Origin of the sequence: Chryseobacterium sp. S0630 (genome assembly GCF_024158915.1) — a bacterium.
GTDB lineage: Bacteria > Bacteroidota > Bacteroidia > Flavobacteriales > Weeksellaceae > Chryseobacterium.
Genome location: NZ_JAMZGF010000093.1, coordinates 1 through 13620 on the forward strand (window position 1 = coordinate 1; position 13620 = coordinate 13620).

The window sequence follows — 13620 nt, forward strand, 5'->3', positions numbered from 1 at the left end:
AAAAAAACAAATCAAAATATATAAAAATTATTTACTTTTTAACAAGAAAAACCGCCTCAGTTGTGAGACGGCTTCAAGGATAATAAAAAAGCTCTCTAAAAGAAAGAACGACTCTTTTAAAATTAATTTTCAAAAATTATTGAAAATTCAAAAAATATAATTACATTTGTTACAGAAATTAAAAACGGAAATACAATGCAACTTTCAGAAGCAAAAGAAAAATATATTCAGACCTGGGGAACCTTTGCTACCAATTGGGGAATCAACCGTACGATGGCACAGGTTCATGCATTGCTTCTGGCGAGCGGAAAACCTCTTTCTACCGATGAAGTAATGGAGCAGCTGGAGATTTCAAGAGGAAATGCCAATATGAATCTTCGTGCTCTGATAGACTGGGGAATCGTGAAAAAAGAATTTGTAAAAGGTGACCGTAAAGAATATTTCGTAGCAGAAAAAGATGTCTGGTATCTGTTCAAGCAAATTACCAAAGAGAGAAGAAAAAGAGAGATTGAACCTGTGATTTCCTTTCTTGAAGAATTAAAAAATATTGAGGATAAAGATTCAGAAGAAGCTCAGGAATTTATCAAGCTGATGAATGATTTCAGTTCTGTTACAGGAAAAATCAACAATATCATGGATCTGGCGATAAAAAGTGATGACCACTGGCTGGTAGGGAAGATTACCAATCTGTTGAAATAAAACAAAAGAGGATGAAAATCCTTTTTTATTTCAATTTAATTTTCAAAAATTACTGAAAATATAAAACTTATAATATCATGAATAATTTTTTTAAACGTTATCTCTATTTAAGTCTCTTTCTGACTGTTGTTTTAATTGTTGCAGTATGGTTTTTTCTCGTTGCCAAAGGTGAATATGGGATGACATTGTTCTTCACCATTCCGGTTTCTATTGGATTTATCATTGGGTATGTAAAGTATTTTAAAAAAATTGGATTAATGAATGTTCTGAAGACAATCTTAAAAATAGTCTTAGGATTAGTTATTTTCTCTCTGATTTTAATAGGAGCTGGCGTGGAAGGAGCTATTTGTATTATTATGGCTATCCCATTTGTTGGTTTTGCCCTGTTTGTAGGATTTAATATTGGTTTTATCATAGGAATACTTGATGAAAAAAGACATACGGGAAGCGTTATAGCATTTATTCTTTTTATCAATCCGGCATCTTATATTTTTGATACCTATACAAAACCTATTGAGGAAACTATTACAACAGAAATGATTGTGAATTCTTCCAATGAAAAAGTGTGGAAACTTTTAAATACACGAATCAATTTCGATGCGCCTGATTTTATCCTGTTTGAAAAAGGAGTCAGCTATCCAAAGAATATAAAGCTCGTTAATGACAACGGAAAATTGAGCTATAGTTGTCAGACCAATAATGATGAATTACAACTTAATATTAATGAACTCATTGAAAATAAAAAAGTGAAATTCTCTTTGGAAAATCAAACTGTTCCAATGAAAGAAATAACACCTTATAAAGATATTGATGCTAAGCATTTGCATGATTATTTTATTGTAAAATATGGTGAAATTACTTTAGACAAGCTATCAGAAAATAAAACAAAGTTAGTCGCAAAAACAAAATACAGTTACAAAATTGCACCTACATGGTATTGGAAAAAATGGTCAGGCTATATCATTGATAAAATGCAAAACCATGTATTACAATCTATAAAAACACAATCTGAAAATGAATGATCTGCAAGAATATTTTGATAACCTGCAACCCAGATATTATATTAATGAAATTGCATCTTTAGGGTTTACCAGACTGTTTAGGAAAATGGCTGTTCAAAAGGTGAAAAGCTACGGGGACAAAAGAGTTCTGGACTTGATGAGCGGGCAGGGAGAAAATTTAGAATTTATACAGGCACACAATGATAATACAGAAATTGTAGCATTGGATTTCTCTTCAGCAATGCATATGAAACTGGCTGCAACATTCAAACACAAACTGTCTATACAACAGATCCAAAACGATTTTTTCAAATGCCAGATTCCGGATCAGTCTATGGACATTATCCTTTGCTCTTACGGGACAAAGACGATAGAAGAAGATCAGAAACCGATTTTTGCAGATAGACTTTCAAATATCATTGATGACAAAGGTGAAATTATCATCGTAGAATTTGTAAAACCCAAAACAAAGTGGAGATTCAGTTGTGTGAAGTGGTATATAGAAGTTCTTGTAACAAAGTTTTTTGGAAACGAATTTGGAAAACTGTTCCATTATATCAACAAAAATGAAAGTCTTGAAGATCTTAAAGACCAGTTTATCAGAAATGGACTCTCCGTCATATCTCACAAAAGATTTCTGGATCTGATTGAAATTCTTCATGTAAAAAGAAACTGATTTTTTATTTGAAACTAAATTTCAAAAATTACTGAAAATTTTAAATGAATAATAATTATGAAAAATTTAATCATTCACCTATTTCTGATTATTTATTTCAGACGAAAAGGATCACTTTAAACTATAAAATTTAAAACCTTAAAAAATGTCAACCATCTATTTAAATACAGTCATCAAAGCAGATATTCACTATGTTTTTGATCTCGCAAGAAATATTGATCTGCATCAGCAGTCCACCTCAAAATCTCATGAAAAAGCCATTGCAGGACGTACCTCAGGACTGATTGAAAAAAATGAAACCGTAACCTGGCGGGCAAAACATCTCGGAGTCTATCAAAATCTCACCACGAAAATTGTCAGTATGGAAAAGCCGTTTCAGTTTATTGATGTCATGAAGAAAGGAGCTTTCAAATCCATGCGTCACCGCCATATTTTTAAATCTGTAAACGGAAATACCCTGATGACAGATATTTTCGAATTTGAATCTCCGCTGGGCATCATTGGAAAACTATTTAATGCTGTTTTTCTCAGAACGTATCTCAAAAACTTTCTGATCCGAAGAAATGAAATGATCAAAACCATTGCAGAATCTTCTGTCCGTGACGGAATTGCGATTTTTTAATCTAAAAAACAGTGTTATGAACTTTTTAAAAGCAGAATGGCGGAAACTGGCCATCATCAATTACGAGATTAATCCTGAAATTTTGCAGCCCTATCTTCCAAAAGGAACAGAGCTTGATTTTTATAAAGGCAAATGCTATATAAGCCTGGTAGGATTCATGTTTTTAAATACCAGACTACTGGGAGTTCCTATTCCTTTTCATCGGAACTTTGAAGAAGTGAATCTAAGGTTTTATGTAAAGAAAAAAGAAAAAGGAATCTGGAAAAGAGGAGTGGTGTTTATCAAAGAGATTGTCCCTAAACCCGCATTAAGTCTGGTCGCCAATTCTATTTACAAAGAAAACTATCATACCATGCCTATGAAAAATCTGATTGATGAAAAAGAAGATGAACTCCTGATCCGTTATTCATGGAAGGATAAAAGCTGGCATTCTATTCAGATTATGGCTGAAAATACAGCGAAACCAATGGAAGAGAACTCAGAATTTGAATTTATTACAGAACATTATTTTGGTTTTACAAAAAAGGAAAATACAACTTCAGAATACGAAGTCTGTCATCCAAAATGGGAATGCTATACTGTAAAAGAATATGAGCTGGAGGTAGATTTTCAAAAGATCTATGGAAATGATTTTGAATGCCTGAATCATCAGAAACCTGTTTCCGTAATGCTTGCCGAAGGCTCAGAAATTCAGGTCAAAACCAAAAAATACATTCATTAAAAAAGAATGAGATTCAAAACATCTTCCTCTATCCATGGTCATCTGTACAAATCAGTGAAATCTGCAGACAACCCATAAACCTTAAACTTTAAACCCTGAACCCTGAACCCTGAACCCAAAACTTTAAACATTAAATCTCAAACCATGAAAATAATCATAGCCGGAGGCACCGGATTTCTCGGTGAAAACCTGGAAAAATACTTTACAGCAAAAGGATATCAGGTCTACATTCTTACCCGAAATCCTCAACGTAAAAACGAAATCTACTGGGATGCCCAAACGATAGGTGATTGGAAAGACAACCTTGAAAAAGCAGATGTTCTCATCAACCTGACAGGTAAATCTGTAGATTGCCGCTATCATGAGAAAAATAAACAGGAAATCTATTCTTCAAGAATCAACAGTACAAGAATATTACAGAAAGCAGTAGATCAATGTTCTGAAAAGCCAAAAATATGGCTGAATGCCAGTTCTGCAACCATTTATGTTCACTCTGAAAAGCACCTCAACACAGAAGAAAACGGAATTGTCGGAGACGACTTTTCCATGAATATTTGCAAAAGCTGGGAGAAAGAATTTTTTGCAGGTAAAAATGAAGAAATACGAAAAGTTGCCCTCCGTACTTCTATCGTCCTTGGAAATAATGGCGGTGCTTTTCCAAAACTGAAAATGATTACAAAGCTGGGTTTAGGAGGAAAACAGGGAAGAGGAAATCAGATGGTAAGCTGGATTCATATCGAAGATTTTTGCAAAGCCGTGGAGTGGATTATGGAGGATGAAATTATTTCAGGAACCATCAATGTAACCGCTCCGGTTCCGGTTTCTAATGAAAATATGATGAAAAAACTGAGAAATAAAATGAAAGTTCCTTTTGGACTGAATGCTCCCGTCTGGCAGCTGGAAATAGCCTCCCTATTTCTGAATACGGAAACGGAATTATTATTAAAAAGCAGAAACGTATATCCGGAAAAACTTATAAAAAGTGGATTTAAGTTTTCATATTCAACATTTGATGATGCGATTCTTAATCTCTTGGAATCCTAATGTTTGCGGGTTTCCTAAAGGATAATTAAATTAGCGGAAAACTATTCCATATGCCGGTTATATCTAAAATAAAACCCTTTTTTATTTCATCCCTTTTTATAAGTTCAATTGCTTTTTCACAAGCTCATAATGTATCCGAAGGTTATCAGAAGCCTACAGACCCGTTGGTTGCCCAGAACCTGGAGCAGTGGCAGGATATGAAATTTGGGTTATTCATGCATTGGGGAACCTATAGCCAGTGGGGGATTGTTGAAAGCTGGAGCTTATGCCCGGAAGATGAATCATGGACACAGCGAAAACCAGAACACGGAAAATCTTACTCCGAATATGTGAAAAATTACGAAAATCTTCAGACAACTTTTAATCCAACTCAGTTCAATCCTCAGAAATGGGCTGAAGCAGTAAAAAAGGCTGGAATGAAATATGTGGTTTTTACCACCAAGCATCATGATGGTTTTGCGATGTTTGATACCCAGCAGTCGGATTATAAAATTACTTCTCCCAAAACCCCATTTTCAAAAAATCCAAAATCCGATGTGACGAAAGAAATTTTCAATACGTTCAGAAAAGAAGGATTTAAAATAGGAGCGTATTTTTCAAAACCAGACTGGCATTCCGATGATTACTGGTGGTCTTATTTTCCACCCAAAGACAGAAATGTCAACTATGATCCCAAAAAATATCCCGAAAGATGGGAGAACTTTAAAAAATTCACCTTTAATCAACTGAATGAGCTCACATCCAATTATGGGAAAGTTGATATTCTTTGGCTGGATGGCGGTTGGGTACGTCCTTTTCATACCATAGATCCAAAAGTAGAATGGCAACGCACCATCAAAGTAGAGCAGGATATCGATATGGATAAAATAGGAACAATGGCAAGAAAAAATCAGCCAGGGATTATTATTGTCGACCGTACCGTTTCCGGAAAATGGGAAAACTATGTCACTCCTGAACAGGCAGTTCCGGAACATGCTCTTTCCATTCCGTGGGAAAGCTGCATCACTATGGGAGATTCCTTTTCTTACGTTCCCAATGACAATTACAAAACCTCTCAGAAGATCATTGAAACATTGGTTAAAATCATTTCAAGAGGGGGAAATTACCTTATGAATATTGCGCCCGGACCTAACGGAGATTATGATCCGATAGTTTATGAAAGGTTACAGCAGATTTCGGCCTGGATGGAAAAAAATCAGTCCGCTGTTTTTGCAACCAGAAGTATAGCTCCATACCACGAAGGAAATTACTATTATACGCAAAGTAAAGATGGAAAGACATTGAATATTTTTCACTTGGATGAAAAAACAAATTATGAGTCTCCATCAACATTAAGTTTTACAATTCCTGATCATTTTAAGCCAAAATCTTTGAAAGTTTTAGGCTTATCAAACAAAATTCAATGGAAAAAATCAGGAAATTCAATTGAAATTAATTTGCCGAAAGAAAGAGCTCAGTTAAAATATTCAACTGTAATTCAAATCGTTCAATAATGAGATGTATTTGTTTTAAACTTGCCGGAGCCGCATTATTGTTGAATGTTGTGATTACTTTTGCTCAAAAACCTTTATATAAAGACCCCAAACAGCCCATTGAAGTCAGAGTTCAGGATTTGTTGAAGAGAATGACACCAGAAGAAAAGTTCTGGCAGTGTTTTATGATTCCCGGAGATCTGGATAACGTTCCGAAAGGACAATATTCCCACGGAATTTTTGGACTTCAGGTAAGTGCAGGAAATCAGGGTGGCGGAGCAGCAGGACAACTGCTGAAATACAATGCCAATGAAGATGCAGAGAGATTGGTTAAAAAGATCAATGCTATCCAGAAATATTTTATAGAAGAATCAAGATTAGGAATTCCAATCATCCCTTTTGATGAAGCTTTACACGGATTGGTTCGGGAAGGTGCTACTGCTTTTCCGCAGTCAATCGGTCTGGCAGCTACTTTTAATCCGGAACTAATGACCAAGGTTTCAACAGCTATTGCAAGAGAATCAAAACTGAGAGGAATCCGTCAGATTCTGACTCCTGTAGTAAATCTTGCCAACGATGTACGATGGGGAAGGACAGAAGAAACCTATGGTGAAGATCCATTTTTGACCTCCGTAATGGGAGTCAGCTTTGTCAGCTCATTTGAAAATATGGGAATCATTACCACTCCTAAACACTTTTTAGCTAATGTAGGAGAAGGAGGAAGAGATTCATACCCGATTCATTGGAGCAGAAGATATCTGGAAGAAACCCATTTAATTCCTTTTCACAATGCTTTTACAACAGGAAAAAGCCGTTCTGTGATGACTTCTTATAATTTGCTTGATGGAAGACCGTCAACCGCCAATCATTGGCTGTTAACTGAAAAACTAAAAAAAGACTGGGATTTCAAAGGCTTCGTTATCAGTGATGCAAGTGCAGTGGGCGGAGCAAATGTTCTGCATTTTACAGCAAAAGATTATGATGATGCCTCTGCACAGGCTGTGAATGCAGGCCTTGATGTCATTTTTCAGACAGAATATAAGCATTACAAACTCTTTATGCCTCCATTCTTAGATGGAAGAATTTCAAAAGAAAGAATAGACGATGCCGTATCAAGAGTATTGAGAGCCAAATTTGAACTTGGATTATTTGAAAACCCCTATGTTTCTGCTAACGAAATTGAAGAATTAAAAAAGCTTACTCACAAACCTTTGGCAGAAAAAGCAGCGGCAGAGTCTTTTGTATTACTTCAGAACAATAGTCAGACACTTCCTGTTCCTGTGAATGTTAAAAAGATTCTTGTAGTGGGAACAGATGCTGTGGATGCAAGATTAGGAGGGTATTCAGGGCCTGGAAACAAAAAAGTAAATATCCTGGATGGCCTTAAAAATTATGTAAAAAATACAGATACTGAAGTGATATATTCAAAAGGAATTGATTGGAATGTAAAAGACTTTACCACTATTTCCAATGAATATTTATCCTCTGAAAACAAAAAAGGATTAGCCGGAAACTATTTTTCCAATACGGATTTAAAAGGAAATCCCGCTTTTGGAAGACAGGATGAACAAGTCAATTTCAAATGGACTTTATATTCTCCTGATCCGGAAAAATTGCAGCCTGACAATTATAGTATTCGATGGACCGGAAAACTGGAAGCTCCAAATTCCGGAAAATATCAAATTGGCTTGCGTGGAAATGACGGCTTCAGATTATACCTGGATGGAAAATTAGTAATCGATCAATGGGAAAAATTAAGTTATTCTACAAAAACTGTTGATATAGATTTTGTAAAAGGAAAAAAATATGACATTAAGATTGAATTCCATGAAAATCGAGGTGAAGCTAATCTGGAATTGATCTGGAACTATGGCTTGCACGATTATCAGAAAGATTTTAAGGAAGCTTTAGACCTTGCCCAAAAAGCAGACTATATTCTTGTTACGGCCGGAATTCATGAAGGTGAATTTCAGGACAGATCATCATTAAGCCTGCCTGGAAATCAGGAAGCGTTTATTCATGAGGTTTCAAAACTGAAGAAACCTGTAACAGTTCTTCTGGTAGGTGGCTCTGCCATAAAAACAACAGCGTGGAAAGATAAAGTAGGAGCCATCTTAGATATTTGGTATCCTGGAGAAGAAGGGGGGAACGCTGTGGCAAAAACACTTTTCGGAGCAGAGAATCCCTCAGGTAAACTGCCTGTCACGTTTCCGGTTCAGGAAGGTCAGTTGCCTTTAAACTATAATCATCATCCAACGGGAAGAGGAAATGATTATCATGATCTGAGTGGAGAACCATTATATCCGTTTGGTTTCGGACTCAGTTATACCTCTTTTGAAATTTCTGAACTGCAATTGAGCAAAACTCAGTATTCGGAAAATGAGACCATCATTGCTAAAATCAATGTAAAAAATACAGGTTCAAAAGTAGGAAGCGAAGTTGTTCAGCTCTATGTGAAAGATATATTGGCTTCAGTTTCAAGGCCTGTGATTGAGCTCAAAGGATTTCAGAAAGTCGAATTACAGCCCGGAGAATCAAAAACAGTCACCATAGAAGTTCCCGTAAAACAATTGCAGTTTTTGAATGAAAAAATGGACTGGATTGTAGAAAAAGGAACATACAGAATTATGGTTGGTAATTCTTCCAAGAACCTTCCTTTAAAACAAAATATTGAAGTTTTATAACAACAAAAAGAGCAGAAATTTCTGCTCTTTTTTGGTATATAGTATTGAAAATATCTAGTATTTTCTGGCCAACAGAACGTTCAGTAAGAATGTCCCAGTCCAGTTACTGTTATTAGAACCATTATTTCCTGCAAAATCAACACGAGCCACTGATACAGTGAGACGGGTTCTTCCGGCAGTTCCGTTATTCGCAAGACTCACAAAAGACGCCGTAAATACATCCGGAAAGCTGGAGTTGTTTCCTGCTGTTAGAATAGGATACATATTGGTAACATTAAAAGGAGTACCTTGATATTCATAAACAAGAGTCATTCTACTTACATTGGTATAGGTAGAAGTATGCGCATTATCCACTGAAGATTTACTTACAATCCACCATCTGTCAGTTGCGGCACCTGAATCATAACCTGCATTAAGGTGATTAGTCCAGTCTGCAACGGCTGCTGTTCCAAGTGCGTGTGGAGGAATGAAAAGCTGTGTACCATAAATCTCTACGTTGCTGGGCTTAGGCAGAACTGTGAAAGATAAGTCCCATGTTCCTCCAGAGGTGTTGCTGTTGTTTACTACTTCAGCATATGCTCCTGTGGGAATTACAAAAGATGCCACTGGGGTATTATCTATTCTTAAAGTATTTCCACTGGAAGCCTGGAGCGTTATTGCATTCGCAGAGATGTTTTTGATCTTATAAATTCTACCTGTAAAACTAGTTGTTCCTGTTCCGATCACGGGTAGGGTAAACGTAGCATCAGCTGTACCGTTATAAGTAATGTAATGATCCGTAGCCAGAATACTATAAGCTGTGGAAGTAACCTGAGTGTAGCCAGCCCTTAAGGAACCATTTACAGCAAGTGTACTGTTGGGTGTTGTGGTATTAATACCTACTTGTGCAGTTAAGGGAAGAGTTCCAAATAAAAGGATCGAGATGTATTTTTTCATATTGTATAAAATTGGGTTCAAACAAAAATATAAAAAAAAATAGCTAAAAATCACCTAAAAATGAATATTTTAAATAAATTTAATAAAAATCACTTATTGGTGATAGGAGTTATTTTCGGAAATTACTTAAATCAATCTGCAAGGGACTTCCAGGTCTTCTGTAAGATAATAGCTGGAACACAGGCGGTGATAACCATCTGCAATGATCAGCTCATTTTGCCCTCTGACCAGCAATATCGGGGAGAGCTTTTTATTTTTTTCTACTTTTTTAAGATTTTCTTTCACATGAATATTGGTTTCCGGAAGCAGGGTAAGTTTACTGGCTCTTAAAATGTCTTTTGACTTCTTTATAATAGTAGGAGCGGCCTTTAATTTTTTAACCAATTTTTGTGCTTCATCAGGTGGAAAAAGAAGCTCAAGATAGTCCTGAGCTGCAGGGAAATCATGATCTTCCGGTTCTTTCAGCCAGATATTGTCTTTGGTCAGGTGAGTTTTTTTTGCAGAAGTCTTCATAAGTGTTTATTTAAGAGATTAATAAATGTATGAAAAAATAGAACGTCTTTTAATAAATAAGTATGAATACAATTGGCTTTTTATTTTTTACCAAAAATCTTGGTATGATATATGCAAGATTCATCATGAACCGGAATGAATTTAATTAAATGATATTGAATTAATTGAAATCATTCAAAAATATGAACATTATGAAAAAGTTATTAATTTCAACAGTATTGTTACTAGGTTTATCCATGAATGTCTATGGACAAAAACGTCCGCCAGAACCACCGCATCCTTCAAAAAGCGAACTGGTCAATATTAAAATGCAAGAGCTTACCAAAAAATATAATTTGGAGAAAAAACTTATCCTTAACCATCCGCTTGCTACCAAACAGATGAAAAGAGATCAGATGAAAGCCTTAAATCAAAGATATGCTACTGAAAAACGATTGCTTAGAGAGGCTAAATAATACAGATTTTTTACAGTTATTAAAATAGGGAAAGCTGTTTTTTATATTTTAAATTTTGATAAATTTTTAATATAAACTAAAAATTATTGAAAGAGAATGCGTTTTGTGTTCTCTTTCTTTGTTTAAAATTGAATAAAATAGCTTTGTTGGTGCATTTTAAGATCAATCTGAAGAAACATAAAACATCCAATATTTTTCCTTAAATTCGCATAAAAATTTTTAAAGTAATGAATTACGATATTATTGTCATTGGAAGTGGTCCTGGTGGATATGTTACTGCGATCAGAGCAGCGCAATTAGGTTTCAAAACCGCAATTATCGAGAAAGAAAATTTAGGAGGAATTTGCCTTAACTGGGGATGTATTCCAACTAAAGCTTTATTGAAATCTGCTCAGGTTTTTCATTATATCAACCATGCTGAAGATTATGGTTTGAATAAAGTGGAGGCAAGCTTTGAATTCCCGAATGTGATTCAGAGAAGCCGTGGTGTTGCCAGCAAAATGAGCAAAGGAATCGAATTCTTGATGAAAAAGAATAAGATTGACGTAATTCTTGGTACTGCAAAAGTACAGAAAGGTAAAAAAGTTTCTGTTACAGATAAAGAAGGAAAAGTAACTGAATATACAGGTACGCACATCATTATCGCTACAGGAGCTCGTTCAAGAGAATTACCAAACTTACCGCAGGATGGTAAAAAAGTAATCGGATACAGACAGGCATTATCTCTTCCTGAGCAGCCAAAATCTATGATTGTTGTAGGTTCTGGAGCAATCGGAGTAGAATTTGCTGATTTCTATAACACAATGGGAACTAAAGTAACTGTTGTTGAATTTATGCCAAACATCGTACCTGTAGAAGACGAAGAAATCTCTAAACACTTAGAGAAATCTCTTAAAAAGACAGGAATCGAAATTATGACAAACGCTTCTGTAGAAAGTGTTGATACAAGCGGAGAAGGTGTAAAAGCTACTGTGAAAACAGCGAACGGAACCATCACTCTTGAAGCTGATATCTTATTATCTGCTGTAGGTATTGCTGCTAATATCGAGAACATCGGATTAGAAGAAGTAGGAATCCAGACAGACAAAGGAAGAGTATTGGTAAACGAATGGTACGAAACTTCAGTACCTGGTTACTATGCGATCGGAGATATCATCCCGACTCAGGCATTGGCTCACGTTGCTTCTGCAGAAGGAATCACTTGTGTTGAGAAAATCAAAGGAATGCACGTTGAGAAAATCGACTATGGCAATATTCCTGGATGTACATACTGCCACCCTGAAGTAGCTTCTGTAGGTCTTACTGAAAAGCAGGCTAAAGAAAAAGGATACGAAATTAAAGTTGGTAAATTCCCTCTTTCTGCAAGTGGTAAAGCTACTGCAAACGGAAACACGGATGGATTTATCAAAGTGATTTTTGATGCTAAATATGGTGAGTGGTTAGGATGCCACATGATCGGTGAAGGGGTAACTGATATGGTTGCTGAAGCTGTTGTAGCTAGAAAACTAGAGACTACAGGTCATGAGATCATCAAGTCTATCCACCCGCACCCAACAGTTTCTGAAGCAATTATGGAAGCTGCTGCTGCTGCTTACGGTGAAGTGATTCACATTTAATCTGAAATACAGAAATCTATATAACAAAAGCCCGGAGAAATCCGGGCTTTTTTGTTGATGCTGAGCAGAAATATGTGTAAATTAAACCTAACAGGTTTCAAAAACCTGTTAGGTTTGACACTTAATATATCTTAATTAAATAATAACCACATCGAAGTAGAGGTATCATAACTTTTTAGCTTGAATTTTTGCCCCATTATTGTAGATTTTATTAAAATAATTTTAAAATCAGCATATTTATAAAAATTAACTTAATTATATCAGCCTGTTTTCTTACATTTATTCTATGAATTTTGAGAGAGTAGGACTTGTTTTATCAGGAGGCGGTACCAAAGGAATCGCTCATGCAGGAGTATTAAAATTCTTAAGGGAAAAAGGAATCGAAGTAGATATCCTTTCCTGCTGCAGCGCAGGTTCTATTGTAGGCTGTCTGCATGCCATAGGAAAAACTCCGGAAGAAATACTGGAATTTTTCAATTCCGTGTATTTTTTCAACTGGAAACACTTTACATTCAATCAGCCTGGACTTGTATCTTCGGTAATTTTCAGAAACTATCTGAAACCTATTTTCCATGAAATGAAACTGGGTGATCTTGATATCGAAGTGAAAATTGTAGCCACAGAGCTTGTTGCCGGAACCCAGAAGATTTTTGATAAAGATTTTGAGATTGTTGATGCCATTATTGCTTCATGCTCCATTCCGGGAATCACCACTCCTTACATCATTGGAGATGAAATGTATTGTGATGGAGGAGTATTGAATAACTTCCCGGCAGATATCATCAGAGAAGATTGTGATAAGCTGATCGGTGTATTTGTATCTCCGCCCAACGAAGCAAAGATCAAGGATCTGAACTCCATTAAAGCTATCGTTTCCCGTTCTTACGACCTACTTTCCTATAGGATTGAAAAAATAAAATTTGATTACTGTGACTGGTTCATTTCTTCCCAAAAATTATCTTCGTACGGAACTTTTGAACGGAGAAAAGACAGATTGGAAGAGATCTTCAATATCGGTTACAAAGCCGCAAAAGAAAGTTACGAAGAAAGTACTTTGTTCACAGAATTAAGACAATCCGGAACATAAAAAAATCCTGTATCAATTGGACTGCCCCCAAAAAGTTAGACACTTTTTAGGGGCATTTTTTATGTATAAAAAAGAAAAATTTAGCGTTGCTTTC

At 35.7% G+C, this 13620-nt stretch carries 13 protein-coding genes; 11 read left to right on the top strand and 2 right to left on the bottom strand.

The features are described 5' to 3' along the window. The first annotated feature begins 195 nt into the window (after positions 1 to 195). The 8 genes from NK356_RS23265 to NK356_RS23300 all read left to right on the top strand — a co-directional run bounded on the left by NK356_RS23265 (position 196) and on the right by NK356_RS23300 (position 8919). Positions 196 to 699, top strand: a complete 504-nt coding sequence (locus NK356_RS23265; RefSeq protein WP_034696386.1) for a GbsR/MarR family transcriptional regulator — start codon at positions 196 to 198, stop codon at positions 697 to 699. Between the two features lie 77 nt (positions 700 to 776). Further along, positions 777 to 1721, top strand: coding sequence for a hypothetical protein (locus NK356_RS23270; protein ID WP_253318175.1), 945 nt, complete (start codon positions 777 to 779; stop codon positions 1719 to 1721). Further along, positions 1714 to 2376, top strand: a complete 663-nt coding sequence (locus NK356_RS23275; RefSeq protein WP_034696388.1) for a class I SAM-dependent methyltransferase — start codon at positions 1714 to 1716, stop codon at positions 2374 to 2376. The genes NK356_RS23270 and NK356_RS23275 overlap by 8 nt, the downstream gene beginning before the upstream one ends. A gap of 145 nt (positions 2377 to 2521) precedes the next feature. After that, positions 2522 to 2998, top strand: coding sequence for an SRPBCC family protein (locus NK356_RS23280; protein ID WP_034696389.1), 477 nt, complete (start codon positions 2522 to 2524; stop codon positions 2996 to 2998). Between the two features lie 16 nt (positions 2999 to 3014). Continuing rightward, complete coding sequence (locus NK356_RS23285) at positions 3015 to 3719, top strand: YqjF family protein (RefSeq protein ID WP_253318176.1); 705 nt, start codon at positions 3015 to 3017, stop codon at positions 3717 to 3719. A 144-nt stretch (positions 3720 to 3863) separates the two neighbouring features. Beyond that, a complete protein-coding gene (locus NK356_RS23290) occupies positions 3864 to 4763 on the top strand; it encodes a TIGR01777 family oxidoreductase (protein WP_034696391.1) in 900 nt (299 codons plus the stop codon). Positions 4764 to 4813: 50 nt separating this feature from the next. Next, positions 4814 to 6256 carry an alpha-L-fucosidase gene (locus tag NK356_RS23295; protein WP_253318177.1) on the top strand — a complete coding sequence of 481 codons (1443 nt, stop codon included), beginning with the start codon at positions 4814 to 4816 and terminating at the stop codon, positions 6254 to 6256. After that, positions 6256 to 8919: a beta-glucosidase gene (locus NK356_RS23300; RefSeq protein ID WP_253318178.1), complete on the top strand. Its 2664-nt coding sequence runs from the start codon at positions 6256 to 6258 to the stop codon at positions 8917 to 8919. The genes NK356_RS23295 and NK356_RS23300 overlap by 1 nt, the downstream gene beginning before the upstream one ends. A gap of 54 nt (positions 8920 to 8973) precedes the next feature. Here the strand turns inward: NK356_RS23300 and NK356_RS23305 are convergent, their stop codons facing one another. Continuing rightward, positions 8974 to 9855 carry a hypothetical protein gene (locus NK356_RS23305; RefSeq protein WP_034696394.1) on the bottom strand — a complete coding sequence of 294 codons (882 nt, stop codon included), beginning with the start codon at positions 9853 to 9855 and terminating at the stop codon, positions 8974 to 8976. A 126-nt stretch (positions 9856 to 9981) separates the two neighbouring features. Then, positions 9982 to 10368, bottom strand: coding sequence for a hypothetical protein (locus NK356_RS23310; RefSeq protein WP_034696395.1), 387 nt, complete (start codon positions 10366 to 10368; stop codon positions 9982 to 9984). Positions 10369 to 10559: 191 nt separating this feature from the next. Here NK356_RS23310 and NK356_RS23315 point away from each other — a divergent pair, with 191 nt between their 5' ends. The 3 genes from NK356_RS23315 (at position 10560) to NK356_RS23325 (ending at position 13526) form a co-directional block, all read left to right on the top strand. Further along, positions 10560 to 10823 (top strand): hypothetical protein, encoded by a 264-nt coding sequence (locus NK356_RS23315; protein WP_253318179.1) that lies wholly within the window; start codon positions 10560 to 10562, stop codon positions 10821 to 10823. 227 nt (positions 10824 to 11050) lie between these two features. Beyond that, positions 11051 to 12439: a dihydrolipoyl dehydrogenase gene (lpdA, locus tag NK356_RS23320; protein WP_034696399.1), complete on the top strand. Its 1389-nt coding sequence runs from the start codon at positions 11051 to 11053 to the stop codon at positions 12437 to 12439. 286 nt (positions 12440 to 12725) lie between these two features. Further along, complete coding sequence (locus NK356_RS23325) at positions 12726 to 13526, top strand: patatin-like phospholipase family protein (RefSeq protein ID WP_034696400.1); 801 nt, start codon at positions 12726 to 12728, stop codon at positions 13524 to 13526. Positions 13527 to 13620: the final 94 nt, after the last annotated feature.

Excerpts from the sequence above, each read along its gene's own strand:
- NK356_RS23295 (WP_253318177.1), top strand. The coding sequence starts at position 4,814 with ATGCCGGTTATATCTAAAATAAAACCCTTTTTTATTTCATCCCTTTTT.
- lpdA (WP_034696399.1), top strand. The coding sequence starts at position 11,051 with ATGAATTACGATATTATTGTCATTGGAAGTGGTCCTGGTGGATATGTT.
- NK356_RS23310 (WP_034696395.1), bottom strand. The coding sequence starts at position 10,368 with ATGAAGACTTCTGCAAAAAAAACTCACCTGACCAAAGACAATATCTGG.
- NK356_RS23315 (WP_253318179.1), top strand. The coding sequence starts at position 10,560 with ATGAAAAAGTTATTAATTTCAACAGTATTGTTACTAGGTTTATCCATG.
- NK356_RS23275 (WP_034696388.1), top strand. The coding sequence starts at position 1,714 with ATGAATGATCTGCAAGAATATTTTGATAACCTGCAACCCAGATATTAT.
- NK356_RS23280 (WP_034696389.1), top strand. The coding sequence starts at position 2,522 with ATGTCAACCATCTATTTAAATACAGTCATCAAAGCAGATATTCACTAT.
- NK356_RS23270 (WP_253318175.1), top strand. The coding sequence starts at position 777 with ATGAATAATTTTTTTAAACGTTATCTCTATTTAAGTCTCTTTCTGACT.
- NK356_RS23305 (WP_034696394.1), bottom strand. The coding sequence starts at position 9,855 with ATGAAAAAATACATCTCGATCCTTTTATTTGGAACTCTTCCCTTAACT.
- NK356_RS23285 (WP_253318176.1), top strand. The coding sequence starts at position 3,015 with ATGAACTTTTTAAAAGCAGAATGGCGGAAACTGGCCATCATCAATTAC.
- NK356_RS23265 (WP_034696386.1), top strand. The coding sequence starts at position 196 with ATGCAACTTTCAGAAGCAAAAGAAAAATATATTCAGACCTGGGGAACC.
- NK356_RS23325 (WP_034696400.1), top strand. The coding sequence starts at position 12,726 with ATGAATTTTGAGAGAGTAGGACTTGTTTTATCAGGAGGCGGTACCAAA.
- NK356_RS23290 (WP_034696391.1), top strand. The coding sequence starts at position 3,864 with ATGAAAATAATCATAGCCGGAGGCACCGGATTTCTCGGTGAAAACCTG.
- NK356_RS23300 (WP_253318178.1), top strand. The coding sequence starts at position 6,256 with ATGAGATGTATTTGTTTTAAACTTGCCGGAGCCGCATTATTGTTGAAT.